Genomic DNA, 15,435 nt, shown 5'->3' with positions numbered 1-15,435 from the left:
ACGGGTGCCCTTAACGCCGGTTATACGGCGATAATGACACCCGTGTGGATTTGCCTTTGACTATTTGGACTGTCTTGCCAGCTGGATGGATTACTTAGCTTACTCCGTGCTGTTATCGTAAAGTCCGATCAGCTCATCGAATGCGGAGATAATGACATCTGAGCCATTCAGCTCACCCTGGCCTCCGAACCCTGCGTAGGCGCAGCCGATGACCGTCTGCCCGTTGCCTTTGCCGGCCTCCACATCCGAGGAGCGGTCCCCGACCATCCAGGCTTCTTTAATACCATGTTCCTCCAGCAGGATGCGCAGCAGATCGGTTTTGGTAGCGGTACCTTGTCCGCCTGCACTGTAGAGACCCTCAAACAGCTCTTTCAGCTTATGCACCACAACAACGTTGTGAATATAATCCTCCAGCCCGTTGCTCGCTACGAACAGCTTGACTCCACGCTCATGCAGTGCCGTAAGCGTCTCGGTTACCTTGGGGTACAGAAGGGTGCTGCCTGCCTTAAGTCCCTCAATTTCCTGTTGCAGCAGCAGCTCATCTGCGCGTCGGTGAACAGCCTCATCGGCATCCGGCATCACATTCTTCCAGATCTGTGACAGCACCATGCCCAGGCTGCTTAGCATTAGCTCTTCTGGTGGAGTAGGCCCGGAATATAGCCCCTCTGCCCGCAAAACATCAAACATTTTATGATAAGCGGGTAACAGCAAACTTTCGGTCTGAAACAACGTTCCATCCATATCAAAAATGATCGCTTCCGGTTTCTTCAATTTCGTACTCATGAGATGACCCAACCCTTCTCTATGGTTCAGTAGTTGCTGCCTTCTGCAGGCAGTATGCTTCCATCTTACACCCTATAATATAGGATAGCAGAAGGTATTGTCTATGTACATGCCAGTACAGCTTGTGATAAGTATATCAATATGTTATATTTCGTTTTGATATATAATTCAGATCCTCGTCAATGGATTCCAACAGGGGGGCGGCAGATATTCATGAATATACAAGATGTAATACTCGGAATTCTATGCAAACAGCCACATTCAGGCTATGAGATCAAGCGGCATTTCGAGGAGTATTTTTCCTTTTTCTTCGATGCCAGCTTTGGCACCATCTATCCTACACTCAGCAAGCTTGAAGGGCTGAACCTGATTACTAAGGAAGCCGTACGGCAGGAAGGCAAGCCGGATAAAAATGTGTACACCATCACAGAGGCAGGTAAAGAGCATTTCCGGAGCTATTTGGTTCAACCTGCGGAAAAAGAAGTGCTTCGCTCGGACTTTCTGATGCATCTCTACTTCGGGGATATGGCGGATGAAGAAACCATGAATACGTTGCTCCGCGAAGGCCTCCAAAACAAGCGGGACATGTACACCGATCTGGAACAGAAGATGAACCAGCTGGACGGCAAACTCAGTCCCCACCAGAAGCTGTGCATTGAGCTGGGTTTGGTGCAATACAAGGCCTTCATAATGAAGCTGGAACATGTGCTGGAATCCAGTGGAGAGGGCCCCGCCCCTAGCTGATTTGCGAGAAAGCCACAGGGCTTGCGGGATGCCGTCTTTTTGCTGTGCCAATCAAAAGGGACCGTAGGGCAAGCCACCATTATGGTGTACGCCCTGCGGTCCCTTTTGTCTAAAATGTAATGCTGCTGGTTACTGGTTTATATGTGGTCGAAGCTTGCAATCAATTCGTCAAGCACATCTTTGCTGACCATTTTGCCTTTGAAGTTAATGAGGTTTTCCGCACTGCCGGAGAAGATGCAGGTAGGCTCATATTTTCTGAGAATGATCTTTTCCCCATCAACGAAAATCTCGAGCGGGTCCTTTATGTCAATTCCCATCGTTCTGCGTAGTTCAATTGGAATCACGATTCTTCCCAGTTCATCCACTTTTCTTACAATTCCTGTTGCTTTCATCACTATGCATCCTCCCTTGAAATAACACTTAATAATCATTGGTGTTAAAAGCTATCAAAGCTTCTAAATAGTAGAAATGATTAACCTATATCTGCATTGTAAAGTGCTACTTCTTTCCTGTCAATTTTATTTCTACATCTTTTGATATATATCGACAAAATATTCGACAAAGTTTAGAGCGAATTCGACAAAATATTAGGTTAAGCACTATTTTTTCCAAAATTCATAGCAATAAACAGTTTTTTATTTTACAAAATTAATATATCCGCTTATAAAACTAAATAGACGCGTTTACAAAACAAAAAACCTCCATCAGCAGAAAGACGGTCTCTGCTAATGGAGGGCTGATTTGGATTTCATAATATTAGTTCATGTCAGAGTATCAGACGTGAATTTCGAATAGGCGGGCGGTCTTGCCCTGCGGGATCGAGACAGTCAGCACGCCAACTAGCTTGTCCCAGCTCCATTCCGAATGATGCTGCTTCGGATAAGCACAGCGTACTTCTGCAGCCTGGCCCTGCAGCCCGGGAATCGGAAGCTTAACCTCTGCTTCTTCTCCGGCAATCCGCCAGACCGCGAGATAGCGTGTATCGCCATGGCGCAGCCCCAAGCTGACCCATTCGCCTTCACTGTCAGGCAGGCCCAGCGGCCAGAACGGCGTCGCCTGCGGGATGTAGGCACGGAAGGATTTGTAATAATCCAAGGCTTCCTTCACCAGTTCTCTGCGCCAGGGCTCAAGCTCCGCCAGATGTCCGCTCTGGTGCACACGGAGCAGCAGTGCATTGACCATGTTGAAGATGACCTCTTCATCATCACCTTCACGCAGCGGGTAGGACCAGACGGCCGATTGCTCCGGCGTGATTGCTGCCGGTGAACCTGCAGCAATGGCCGCGTACTGCACATAGTCCTCCTGATCGCTGGTGGACTGGATGCTGTGCCGGCTGAGCATGGCATAGTCCATTCGCATGCCGCCGCTGGAGCAGTTCTCGATCACCAGATCCGGGTAACGGGTGAAAATGCTGTCCAGCCAGGCCAGATAAGCCCGGTTATGCTGTAGCAGTCCATCGCCGAAGCTGTCAGCATCCGTCTCCGTCCCTATGCCTGCATTGATGTTATAGTCCATCTTGATATAGCCGACACCATACTGCTCCACCAATCTGGCGATGACTCCGTCAGCATGCGCAATAACCTTAGGACTCCGGTAATCCAGCTGATAGCGGCTGCGGTCCTTCACCCGTTTGCCATGGCGCATGAAGAACCAGCTGTCATCGGTCTCAGCCAGCTTCGGACTGTTGATCCCCATCACCTCGAGCTCCAGCCAGAGGCCGGGAATCATCCCTTTGCTGCGGATATAATCCAGCACATATTTAATTCCCTCCGGGAAGCGCTCGGCGGAGGGCTCCCACTGCCCGACGCCATCCCACCATTCTCCCGGGGCATACCAGCCTGCGTCGATGCAGAAATATTCACAACCGACATCGGCGGCGGCATCAATCAGGGGCAACAGCTTCTCCGTCGTCGGACTGCCCCACAAACAGTTCATATAGTCATTGAAAATAACCCGCAGCAGCTCGTTATCCTCATTCGGACGGCGGATTATGCGCCGGTAGGCGGTAAGCTGCTCCACTGCTCCCTGAAAGCCACCCTGCACTGCACCGACGGCTACCGGAACCGAGGTGAATTCCTCGCCCGGCTCAAGCTTCAGCCACCAGTGGTTGTCATGCTCGGTCGGTCCGCTGACCAGCAGTGTGAGCTGGTCCACTTGATCGGTCAGCTCCCAGTGCCAGGAGCCGTTATGCTCAATCTGCCAGAACAGGCTTGTCCCGCTCTCCTTGTTGTGCAGGACAGCCATGGGGAGCAGTTCTGCTGCCGACCAGGAGCCGGTGTTGCTGGCGGCGATACGCCTGGAGCCACGGTCCGCCAGATGGGACATGCCCAGCTCCGGCAGGCGGTAGGTCCGCCATTGCAGCTCACTCTGCCATCCGCTGTGGGCAAGGGTGACCTCTATTTTGTCGTTACGGTCTCCGCTCCCTTCCTTATCTACTCCAGTAAGCGCAAAAGTCGAAAGATATTCAACAGCGGCCATTTCCGTGCCTTCGTTCTTCAGCACCGTCCAGCAGCGGACCGTCTGTACGCCGGTATAAAACTGAATATGCTGTTCAGCTCTAATTCTGGTAACCGGGTCAACCAGACCGATCTCCAGCTTACGGCCAATGGCATTTACGCTGTCCTTATGGCCTGCATATTCCATCCGCAGCCCCGGGTAGGAAGCGCGGTGCGTGCGCCCGTGATACTCATCCCGGTCCTCCCCTGAGAGCTGTAATTCCAGCAGCCGGAACCCCGGTTTGTTCTTCTCCGCAATCACTCCATCCTGCAAGGGCGCTGCGCCAAAATGCAGCAGCCGGACATCCTGCTGCTCCGTAATTTCAATCGTAAGATAAAGTCCGTTTTCGTCAATTTCAATGAGCTTGCTGTCCATATATCATTTGGCCTCCTGACAAATGTGGTTGTCTCTACCCTGTTTTGTGTCTCCTATAATTATAAGGTGTCTTTTGTATTCGTAACTGAAGATTTTTAGATCTGTTGCAAAAGTGAAGAAGTAACGGAGGGGAAGTTTGGAATTGGAGGAGCGATAGCGTCCGCCTTTGTCTGCGGATTTCAACCGCGAACAGCGGTATAATCAGGAAATCTGTAGACAACAGCGGCCGGAAATCCAAACATTCCCCGCAGTTACGGCAATTCACTTAGTACCTGTCTTTGAATCTGTGTTACATAAAAAAGACGGCTTATCCGGTAAATGAAATCTTACCTTCAAGAGCCGTCCCGGGATGGAAGCGATTCAAATCTTATTGTTCAGCCGATCCGAATTGAATCCAGGCTTTTTGAATTTCATCGATGGCCTGATCCTTGGATTTGCTGCCGCCGATGTATGCCTGCATCAGCTCGCCGAATTTCTGGTGGAAGGTATCCAGAGAGTAGTTAACCGACAAGTCGCCGGATTTCTCGGTTTTAAGGATTTCCACCATTTCCTTAGGCATTTGCAGGTCAGGCATTGGGGCATCCTTGATTGGCGGAATTACTTTTGCCACCGTGGAGAACCAGTTTTTACCGTACTCGGAGGTATACAGCCAGTTGAAGAATTCAATGGTTTCCTTAGCTACAGCGGAATCCTTGTTAATGCGCAGCGCCTGGTCAGCACCGGTAATAATCTGTGCCTGCTCTGGCTTGTCGCTAACCGGATATCCGGCGATGCCGAGATCAAAGTCAGGGGTAATCTTTTTGATGGCTTCTTCATCCCATGCGCCTTTACCCGTCATAAACGCTGCTTTGCCAAGAGCGAAGTCACTGACTTCTGCATTACTATCGCGTTCCAGCGGCTTGTCCGTTCCGTGTTTGACCGTGGTGTCAATGAAGTTGAAGAAGTTGTTGTACAGTACAGGATGATCCTTGAAGGTAGTATCTCCGGCGATGAATTTGCCTACCAGCGTCTTGGCATCCATGCCGGCATCCGTAGCGGCCGCATCCACGAAGTGTTGGAAGATGTGTTTCCAGACCCACCACTCTTTATAAGCGTTGGCAAAAGGGGTGATTTTTTTGGCTTCGAGCTTGGTGATGGCATCATCCAGCTGGGCTGTAGTTTTTGGAACTTCGGTAATGCCTGCATCGGCAAGCAGCTTTTTGTTGTACATCAGGACGAACAGGTTGCCTTTGACCGGAAGTCCAAGTACCTTGCCATCTGAGGAGGTCATGTTGGAGCGGACCGCATCCGTCATCGCGCCTGCCAACGGTTCATTGGTCAGATCGGCACTGTATTCAGCAAAAGTGTCAATATCTCCGCCGGCTGTAGTCTGGAAGACGTCCGGTGTGCTGCCTGCGGCAATTTTCGATTTGAGGACCGTATTATAGTCGGCCTGCATAATTTCCAGGTTAATGGTAACGTTCGGCTTTACCTTTTTGTATTCGGCAATGTAAGCATTGAAAGCATCAGTGTATTCAGGAGATGCAGTGAACATATTAATCGTGACAGGCTTAGATGAATCTGTAGCCGTATTAGCTGGCGCATTGGTTGCACCTGTGTTGTTAGCGGCATTATTGGTATTATTCCCGCCACAGCCGGCCAGCAGTCCTCCTGCGAGCAGCAGACTCGCGGATAGCGCCATAAATCTTTTTACCTTCATGATGTGTTGCCCCCTTTTCCTCATGTTTCTTGTGGTCTTGGTGTTATTTTAAATAAAAAGAAAAAGGATAAGAATGTACATAAGTGATCTTATGAGGGTAAAAAAGTGTGCTGATGTAACCGGTTCACTTTTCTCCCTCTGCGAGCAGCAGCCGAAATTCAGAAGGTGAACATTCATAGTAATTCCGGAACGCCTTGCTGAAATAGTTCTTGTCCTTATACCCCAGCCTCTCTGAAATATCCTGGATTTTGAGAGCAGGGTCCGACAGCAGATCTTTGGCTTTGTCCATTCTCACCTTTTGCACATACTCATGAATGCCATATCCATATTGGCCCTTGAACAGCTTCATTAAGTATTCTCTGCTCAGGAAGTACTTATCCGTGAACATCGATATTTTAATATTCTCGAAATAATGGTTATCAATGTATGCTTTAATATTTTCCAGCACACTGCCCCGGTCTCCGGCAAGCGATCGGCTGATTTCTCCGGCATACACATCCAGAATTCGGCTAAGCACGGCCTCGAACTCTCCAAAGGTGGCAAAATCACTGCCAATCCCAAGCCCCCGCAGCCCTTGGCGCTTTGTACTAAGCAAACGCTCCGGGACCGCATTCAGCTCCTGGGCGATATCCCCCAGCAAAATAATAAATTCCTGAATGGTCCGGTCCGCTTCGCCCAGGCTGAACTTCTCCGAGGTTTTCCATTTGCGTGTAAAATCGCTGAGGATGCTCTTCGCATGGCCCGTATTTCCGCTCTCCAGGCTGCTTCGGATCAGCGGCATCCGCCCTGTCAGGGAAGGGCTGTCCTTGGCGGCTGGTTTCGTATATCCCACATTCGAGACTACGCTGCTCTTCAGGCTCAGCAGATCGATCCCATCCAGCGCAGCCGTAGCCAGCTCATAGGACTGCGCAATGTCCAGACAATCACTGTAAGGCTGTCCAAGCCCGCTCGCACAAATCATCCCGAACAGTTCCTTCAGCGTGGATACCGCCTTCTTCATATGATGAAGCGAGAGAAACGCCGCATCTTCCCCATAGCTGCCTTTCAAGGTGAAAATGACGATGAATTCCCGCTCGCTTCGGGGACTGGCAAAGCTGAAGGCTTCAAAATGGCCGTCACTGTTCTCGCTCATGACATTAGTGACGGCAAAATGCAGCAAATCCCGGTCCTCATGGAACCGGTGATGACGCACCTGCTCCAGATTGAGCATCCGAAGAACGCCTACAGCGAAATGATTGCCGGGCTTGTCCGCGCCGATCAGCGGCAGAAATGCCTCATTGGACTGGTTCTTGAAGCTGCGTTCAATGATCGACAGATACATCTTCTCCTTCAGCTTCGGAAGGGACATATTCAGTGTGATATTACGGTTAATGAACTCGCTCTCCTTCTTACGTTTGGCCTCGAGCACATCGACAGCCTTCCGCAGCGCACTGTTCAGATCCGTACGGTTAACCGGCTTCAGCAGATAATCCACAACCTTGGAGCGGATAGCCTGCCGGGTGTATTCAAAATCGTTGTAGCCGCTAATTACAATCAGCAGCAGATCGGGGAATTCACTTTCAGCGATTCTAAGCAGCTCGCTTCCGTTCAGCTCCGGCATCTTCATATCCACCAGGGCCAGATCAATCTTATGCCCGCGAAGCATTTCCAGCCCCATTTTTCCGTCTGTTGCCTCAAGCACCTGGTCAACGCCCAGGCCCTTCCAATCGCCAAGAATATTGATCGCTTCGCGCAGCGGCTCTTCGTCGTCTATGATCAGAACTTTATACATGTTGTCCCAGCCCTCCCCGCGGTAACCGCATATCCATTTGTGTTCCGTGCTCATTGCTGGCAATAGTAAGCCCCGCTTCGTCACCGTATAAAAGCTTCAGGCGGGTATTCAGATTCTTAAGGCCGATGCTCTCCACATCCCCTTCTTCTGCTGAGCCTCCGCCGCGGTCATCCCACTGAATCTGTAAGGTGCTAATTACCTGCTGCAGCCGCTCTTCCGTTATACCCGGTCCGTCATCCAGTACAGAGATCACGCTATATTCGGGTGTAATATGAGCTTCAATCCGGATAGTAACCGTACTGGATACCTTCTCCAATGCATGCTTGATACAGTTCTCCACCAGGGTCTGAATCGACAGCTTGGGAATTCTCAGCTCCAGGAGACTGTCATCCCAGGCGTATTCCACCTGCATGCGGCTGCCGAAGCGGGCTTTTTGCAGGGCCAGATAACGTTCAATATGCTTCAGCTCCTCCCGCGCCTGCACCACATCTCTGCCGCTGATGCAGTACCTCAGGGTGAGTGCCAGATTATCAACCATCTCGACAATATCATCATTATTGTTTTTGAGTGCCTTGGTGGAAATGGCCTGCAGCGCATTATAGAGGAAATGCGGATTAATCTCCGCCTCCAGTGCCTTGAGCACAGCGTTTTTCTCGACAATTTTCATTTTATAACGCTCATTGATCAGCTCATTAGTTTTTTCCACCATCTTGTTGAAATGGCGTGACAGGTAAGCGATCTCATCACTGCCCTCCACGGTTGCTTCGGCATCAAAGCTCCCGGTACTGAAGCGTTTCATCTGCAGCGACAGGTTCTTCAGGGGACTGGTGATCTTATTGGAAGTGAAGCTGACGAGAATGACGGACACCATCAAAAAGAGCAGACCAATCGAATAGCTCAGTTTACGCGTCGTCGTCGCCGCTTCATAGATCTGCTTGTAGGGAATCGGCTTAATGAGCTTCCAGCCTTCCTTTTGGCTGATGTCATACATGACCAGATACTTCTGCCCGCTGTCAGACCAGGTCAAACGTCCGCCTTGGGCCGGAGTCAGCTTCTCCAGCAGCCCCGCTTTTTCACTTTTGAGAACAAATTCACGGTCATCCACCACAAACGGCTGATTGTCGGGACTGACATACATCAGATGCTCCCCCTCATTAAAGGGAATATCCTTCATAATCTCATCCGTCACACTGGAATTGAAATACAGGGACAGTACAGCCTGCGGCTCCCGGGTCACAATGGAACGCAGCAGCCGATGATAGCCCATGAAGCTTTTCTCAGTATTGATAGGGTAATCGCCACTACTCTCCTCAGGCGACCGCTCCATCACGAAGGACTGGTACGAGCGGTTGAAGGGGCTGGCCAGCGCACGCTTGTACCACGACAGATTCTCGATCGGCGGATGCGGTGCCACCCGGACGGTAATATTATAGTTCTCCTTGGTCACATAATAATATTTGTGCTCCTTGATGACGTACAGGTAAATCGCTTCCAGATCATTGCGCGAAAAATATAGATTCTTCAAATAATCCTCTACATACATCTTGGACGCATAGTCATCGGATTCATGCAGGATCGCGTAGTTGAACTCATCATAGGAGATCTGCGGCAGTGACAGCTGGCTGATCCCGTCCAGATAACTCTCCAGATTACGCCCCACCAAAAGCAGGTTGTTACGGGTGCTGGAAATGCTGCTGTTCACCGATTCTTTGCGCAGCATACCGTAGGAAATGAACGTCAGTGAGGTCACAACCAGAATAATGATGATTGTGAACAGCAGGATCAGCTTGTTCGCCAAACGCCGGGAAATCCGCTCCAGCAAAGGCTCAAACAGCTTATATAGGGTTCTCTTGATGGTGCCTTCCTCCTTCTTGCACGGACTTTGCGGGGAAATGTTCAGTTCACCTTTTTACCCCTAACTGTACTCTTAAATCCATTTTTGAGTATAGGGGTCTGCTCTATAATACACAATATAGACTAACCGGAATGGTTATGTGTGGCAAGCCAGTACAAGACTCCCACCCTATAAATCAAGAAGAGGTGCTTCCATGTTAAAAACACTCGGCAGAAGATGGCGCGAGAAATTAGACTTTGGGCTGTTCACACTCCCTGTTCTAATCTGTATCGCTGTTGCGTTCTACATTCCATTTGTCATGACCATCCGGTATTCCATGACGAAATGGAACGGAATATCCAAACATCCCAAATTCGTCGGCCTGGACAATTTCAAAATGATCTTCTCCGGCGATACTAACTTTTCCAATGCGGCCTGGTTCACGATCAAATATGCAGTGCTCTATATCGTAATCGTCAATGTCTTGGCGATACTGCTGGCCGTACTGCTCGATATGAAGCTGAAGTCCACCTCATGGCTGAGAGCGGCCTTCTTCATCCCTTACATTCTCAGCCTTGTTATCGTCGGCTTCATCTGGAAATTCATCTTCATGCAGGGCTTCAACTCGCTGGGTGACAGTACAGGCTGGTCGATCTTCGGACTGAGCTGGCTGGGAACGCCGGGGCTGGCATTTATCTCGATTCTGGGCGTTTCAATCTGGCAGTCCATCGGGTTCTACCTGGTAATATATATCGCTGGTCTGCAGTCTGTCCCTGAGGATCTTAAGGAAGCAGCCACAGTTGACGGTGCAGGCGCCATGAGAAGATTCTTCAGCATCACACTGCCGCTGCTAGCTCCATCCATAACGATTTCGGTATTTATGGCGCTGACCAACTCGATCAAGGTGTTCGATGTGATTCTGTCGCTGACCGGCGGCGGTCCCGGAGGAACTACCTACAGTATCGCTTACGATATTTACCGGGATACCTTCCAGAATAATCTGTACGGATACGGAACAGCGAAAGCGCTTATCCTGTTCGTGGCTGTACTGGTCGTGACGATCATCCAGCTGACAGTCTTCAAACGAAGAGAGGTTGAGGCATAATGAAAACAAACAACAATAGAGCAGGCCGGATCATTCTCGAAGTGGTTCTGGTTATCCTCTCTCTTCTGTTCCTGTATCCGCTGTTCCTGACCATTATCAACTCGTTAAAAAACTTCAGTGAGGTCATGACCGACGTAATCGCACTTCCGAAGCATCTGACGCTCAGCAACTACTCGTATGTCTGGAAGTTTATCAACTATCCGAGACTGTTCCTGAATAACTTCGTGATTACCGGCCTTGGTCTGCTGGGCATCGTATTCATCTCATCCATTGCCGCTTATAAGCTGGCACGGACCAAATCCAGACTGAGCGGAATCATCTACTTCCTATGTATCATGCCGATGCTGATCCCTTTCCAGTCCATCATGCTGACCGTGCTGCAAACCGCCAAGAACCTGAACCTCTCCGAGAGCACCTGGGGACTGGGACTGCTGTACTGGGGATTCGGCGCACCGCTGGCTGTGTTCATCTATCATGGTTTTGTAAAAGGAATTCCGCTGGAAATCGATGAGAGCGCCACAATCGACGGAGCCTCCAGCTTCCGGCTGTTCTTCAGTGTCATCTTCCCGCTGCTGAAATCCGTAACGACAACCATCGTCATCATTGACGTGATGTGGATCTGGAATGACTTCCTGCTCCCGCTCCTGATGGTCAATGGTTCACCGGATACAAAGACCCTGACGCTCGCTGCCTACACCTTCGTTGGACAATATACCTCGGACTGGCAGTATGCGATGACAGCGATGGTAATGGCCGTACTGCCTTCCATCATCGTGTTCATCTTCCTGCAGAAGTATATCGTCAAAGGCGTTGTAGCCGGAGCCGTGAAAGGCTGATTCGGATTCAACCTGGAAGCTGCTGCTGACAGACAAAAGCCCCGCCCAACAGAGAAATCTGCTTGGGCGGGGCTTTTGTGGTTCTTTTTTGCTTGATGAGTGGTTGAAGCGGACTCAGGTGACTTTATTTCATGCTGCCGGGCTCAAAATGGGGGCGAATCGGGTAGACCTACTACTACATAGCAGAAAATTGACCCCGAATATCGTCCGCCTATTTCCGTAGTGCCACCCGGTACACCGGAATAGCTGTAATGCTGTGGAACACAGCAGTCGCTTCCCCGGTAAACTGCTTCTCGACCGCCATCGCGGCATCTGCCGCCACAGTCGTGACTCCCTTACGCAGCGGTGTAGTCTCGAGGATGATCTCTCCGCTTCTCAGCGTATCCCTGAAGCGGGACAAGCCGATCTCCCATGGCGCGCCGTTATAGAAATGATCGTGGAAGAGTTGGCCGGCCGCAAAGGCATAGCCGACATTACCGGTGTAATCGATGCTTAACAGCACCTCTTCCACACCCTCCAGGAGGTCCGGAGCAAGTTGAAGCGCGATTTTGTGGTCATGAATCCGGTGGATACCCAGCCGGATCTCCTTGGCCGGGAGTTCCAGATCGAAGCTGTGGAACCACTCCTCTCTATGCTGCGCAATCGAGCAGGCGGCGTGCGCCGTTGTCCACCGGGCAGGCGCCGCCGGACCGCCGGCATATTCCCGGAAGGAGAAGCTGCTCTGGCCGCTGCTGAAGAATTCAATGCCGTCCTGCGTCTGTACAGGCGGAACCTCCGAGAAAATAATCCGCTGCTGCCCTTCATCCTCCATCTCCCACAGCATGGCGGCTTCTCTGGCATTCATGGCGTATATCCGGATCTCCCGGGCTCCGTCCTGTGTAATCCGGATCATTCCCGGGCGGTCATGCGGAATAAGAACCGTGTACTCATTCCCCGCACCCTTTTCGACCGTACCAGTGTCTGCTGATATGCCGGTAATGGCCGCATGTGCATCAATCAGAAACTCCCCGTCCACACCCTCCGGCATCGAGAAAAAGTAAGTAGCCGCTTCCGCAGACTCCACCCTCGTCACCGGCTGGGCTGTAGCAAAGCGCAGGTTCAGCCCGTCCAGTGCAAAGTTGAAGGGAAAGATGAACGACGCGTTTTTGCGGACCGTTAGCGAGCTTTTTCTTGGGAATTCAATGGATTCGTCAGCCAGCAGAATGGCGAACCGGACATCCTCATGGGTGTCCATCACGACATGATCCTGATAGTTGTTCACGAACAGGAACCCGGCTTTGCCGTCTGTGCGGACGGCATACCGCAGCGAATGTGCGTCTTCAGGAGTGATGGTCTCCGCACCATCCGGCAGGACGGTGGCCATTGGCGCAAGCCGTTCCCCGAACCGGTGCAGGAAATAATGCAATGGCCGCAGCAGATGGCCCGAATCCCGGATCTGCCCGAACTCTCCAATCGGTGCCTGGAAATCATACGTGATTCTTGGCGTGGTGCTCTCATTCAGGTAGCCCGTTTTCCCTATTGGATTCGTGCCGCCATGGAACATATAATAGCCGACAAAATTGCACCCGCCCCCAATCTTCATCAGGCTCATTGCCATCACACTTTCCGGCTCCACCTGGAACCGCGACAGATACCAGGTCTGCATCCCTCCGCCCATTTCACAGCAGGCAAACGGATATTTAGTCTTGGGATAGGGAGGCTTGAATTCACCCGTCTCAGCAGCTTCATTATGATAATTCACAAATACATACTCCGGTGTCGGCTTCTGGTCAGGATTCTGCTCGCTGATGCTCCACGGCGTATAGGCATAGCCGCCGTACAGCGGTAGCACCTCATCCTCCAAAAATGGCGCAGCGCCCCAGCCTGTACTGGTATAGAAAGGCGCAACCATTCCTGCCTCCTCTGCATACTGCTTAAGCAGACGCATATGCTCGGAGCCGGCTTCGCCGCCAAGTCCGCCGCTCAGGTATTCATCCCCTTGCTTCGCAGTCAATTCCCACAAGGCGGCAGCGGCATTGAATTCGTTCTCCAGCTGAATGCCAACCACCGGCCCTCCATCCTTGAACATCTGCCCCGCCGCCTGTATTCCTATCTCATGGAACAGCCTGTGGACATAATGCAAATAACCTTCATCGTTGGAACGCACATCGAAGGAACGCCCGAACAGCCAGTCCGGCAGTCCGCCGTTGCGGACTTCCCCATGGCAGAAGGGACCCACGCGCAGGATGACATATATTCCATTCTGTGCGCACAGCTCTACGAATTTCCGCACATTACGGTTGCCCTGCCACTCGAAGATCCCTTCGATTTCCTCATGATGATTCCAGAAGATGTAGGTAGCCACAATATTGATTCCGGAACCTTTCATCTTACGGATCTCCGTCTCCCAGCAGTCTTCCGGGTAACGGGAATAATGGAATTCGCCGCAGATGGCAAAATACGGCTGGCCGTTCAGTTCCATATAGTAGTTGGTGAAGCTGATGTGATCTCCTTGCGGATGGGTTCCGCCCAGCCGTAAGGTCGCCGGATAAATGTCTTTCGGGGCAATGCCCGCATGAATGGTATAACTCATATTTTGCAGCTCCTTTTCTATATGAGCATTTTGCATAATTCATATTTTGATTCAAAGTCATAGTTAGGCCACGGTAAAATCCTTGTCTTATAAGAGCGGAGCGATAAATGAACAGACGGGCAGAATTTTCGGTGAATTTGAAATTTTAAGCGGCGTTTTGGACGCGTTGCTTAGCGATGGCCAGTGCAGAGGCAAGTAACACAATCGCATTCAAATATTGGTGGGTGGTCACTTTTTGAATCCCCCAGACGTGAAGCTGGTCTGCAGTTAAATAGGTCTTCATTCGAGAATTGCAGCGTTCCACACTGGTTCGTTTATTGTAAAGTTCCTTCCAGCCCCGACTTTCCCGATGCGGTAACGCATAGCGCCGAAGATCCGTTTGACTCTTGATTTTAACCACCATTCCATAATTGGAGGATGAACAAGCGGCCATGCCTAAAGGGCAATCCACTTGACCTGTCGCATGCGGACAACGGAATTTTAATTGCACCTTTTCCTGTCCCCAATACGTCATGGGAAATCCCATCGAACAGCAGGGCGTACCTTTGTAGGTGATCCCTGCTGGTGGTTCCTTTTCATTGCGCGGATTCAGCGGAATAATGGCTTGCGCCTTGACGCTGCGGGCCGTCTCGTAGTTTTTCATTTGGTCGTAGCCGGCATCCAGCATGAAAAATTTCACTTTGGACTTTGCAGCGACAGTTGTCATGAGTACAGGTCCTTCGTCTCCGTCGTTCACATGGGCCGGAGTCACCTGGAGCGCCATAGGAAGTTCACTCTTGGCATCGACGGCCAGATGTAGCTTATAGCCAAACCACTTGACTTTGTTCCCGAAGGTGTCAAATTTCGCACCCCAGTTGGCATTGCCCGTGAGTTCGCTTTTTCGCTTGGGTTCCTTTTTCTCATAGGCATGGATGGCTGCGCTGTCGATGGCGACATGAGTGCCGTCAATGATTCCAGTTTCTTGGCACTGAGCCACAAGGTCCTCAAACAACTGCCGGGCAAGGTTTTTACGAGTCAACTCGGCAAAAAACCGGCTTAACGTGGAATGCCTTGACGACAGTGCCCGTCCGCTCCTCGGGGTGAAGGACTTTTCAATTGTCTCGCATACGGTCTCAGGTCCAGTGCACTGAAAAAGATGGGTAGTCGTTCTTTTGATTCGATTTTTTGAAGCTCCTCAAAGGAAAACAGACATTCTTGGAGAATATACAAAGGGGACTTCC

10 protein-coding genes and 1 pseudogene are annotated in these 15,435 nt (G+C 50.8%); 3 read left to right on the top strand and 8 right to left on the bottom strand.

Annotation, left to right across the window (positions count from 1 at the left end):
• Window positions 1-99 precede the first annotated feature (99 nt).
• Window positions 100-783, bottom strand: coding sequence for an HAD hydrolase-like protein (locus A3844_RS10155; protein WP_074083952.1), 684 nt, complete (start codon window positions 781-783; stop codon window positions 100-102).
• A 213-nt stretch (window positions 784-996) separates the two neighbouring features.
• On the opposite strand from A3844_RS10155, the gene A3844_RS10150 reads away from it, so the two are divergent.
• Complete coding sequence (locus tag A3844_RS10150) at window positions 997-1,527, top strand: PadR family transcriptional regulator (protein ID WP_074107331.1); 531 nt, start codon at window positions 997-999, stop codon at window positions 1,525-1,527.
• 137 nt (window positions 1,528-1,664) lie between these two features.
• On the opposite strand, the gene A3844_RS10145 is transcribed toward A3844_RS10150, so the two are convergent.
• The 5 genes from A3844_RS10145 to A3844_RS10125 form a co-directional block, all read right to left on the bottom strand.
• The gene (locus tag A3844_RS10145) at window positions 1,665-1,922 is read right to left on the bottom strand and encodes an AbrB/MazE/SpoVT family DNA-binding domain-containing protein (protein ID WP_042211697.1); all 258 of its coding nucleotides are present in this window, start codon (window positions 1,920-1,922) and stop codon (window positions 1,665-1,667) included.
• A 379-nt stretch (window positions 1,923-2,301) separates the two neighbouring features.
• Window positions 2,302-4,398 carry a glycoside hydrolase family 36 protein gene (locus A3844_RS10140; protein ID WP_074107330.1) on the bottom strand — a complete coding sequence of 699 codons (2,097 nt, stop codon included), beginning with the start codon at window positions 4,396-4,398 and terminating at the stop codon, window positions 2,302-2,304.
• Between the two features lie 367 nt (window positions 4,399-4,765).
• Window positions 4,766-6,097 (bottom strand): ABC transporter substrate-binding protein, encoded by a 1,332-nt coding sequence (locus A3844_RS10135; RefSeq protein WP_074083949.1) that lies wholly within the window; start codon window positions 6,095-6,097, stop codon window positions 4,766-4,768.
• 124 nt (window positions 6,098-6,221) lie between these two features.
• On the bottom strand, window positions 6,222-7,868 hold the full coding sequence (locus A3844_RS10130; protein WP_074107329.1) for a response regulator transcription factor: 1,647 nt from the start codon (window positions 7,866-7,868) through the stop codon (window positions 6,222-6,224).
• Window positions 7,861-9,690, bottom strand: a complete 1,830-nt coding sequence (locus tag A3844_RS10125) for a sensor histidine kinase (RefSeq protein WP_244169743.1) — start codon at window positions 9,688-9,690, stop codon at window positions 7,861-7,863. Before A3844_RS10125 ends, A3844_RS10130 begins: the two co-directional genes overlap by 8 nt.
• 226 nt (window positions 9,691-9,916) lie before the next feature.
• On the opposite strand from A3844_RS10125, the gene A3844_RS10120 reads away from it, so the two are divergent.
• Together A3844_RS10120 and A3844_RS10115 are read left to right on the top strand one after the other, a co-directional pair.
• Window positions 9,917-10,807 carry a carbohydrate ABC transporter permease gene (locus A3844_RS10120; protein WP_074107327.1) on the top strand — a complete coding sequence of 297 codons (891 nt, stop codon included), beginning with the start codon at window positions 9,917-9,919 and terminating at the stop codon, window positions 10,805-10,807.
• A complete protein-coding gene (locus A3844_RS10115) occupies window positions 10,807-11,643 on the top strand; it encodes a carbohydrate ABC transporter permease (RefSeq protein WP_074107326.1) in 837 nt (278 codons plus the stop codon). The genes A3844_RS10120 and A3844_RS10115 overlap by 1 nt, the downstream gene beginning before the upstream one ends.
• A 211-nt stretch (window positions 11,644-11,854) precedes the next feature.
• Here the strand turns inward: A3844_RS10115 and A3844_RS10110 are convergent, their stop codons facing one another.
• Together A3844_RS10110 and A3844_RS10105 are read right to left on the bottom strand one after the other, a co-directional pair.
• Window positions 11,855-14,215: a beta-galactosidase gene (locus A3844_RS10110; RefSeq protein ID WP_074107325.1), complete on the bottom strand. Its 2,361-nt coding sequence runs from the start codon at window positions 14,213-14,215 to the stop codon at window positions 11,855-11,857.
• A gap of 145 nt (window positions 14,216-14,360) precedes the next feature.
• A pseudogene (locus tag A3844_RS10105) lies at window positions 14,361-15,424 on the bottom strand (transposase).
• Window positions 15,425-15,435 lie beyond the last annotated feature (11 nt).

Source organism: Paenibacillus helianthi, from assembly GCF_001909055.1.
Lineage (GTDB): Bacteria > Bacillota > Bacilli > Paenibacillales > Paenibacillaceae > Paenibacillus_AQ > Paenibacillus_AQ helianthi.
This window is presented reverse-complemented; position numbering and strand designations above follow the sequence as displayed.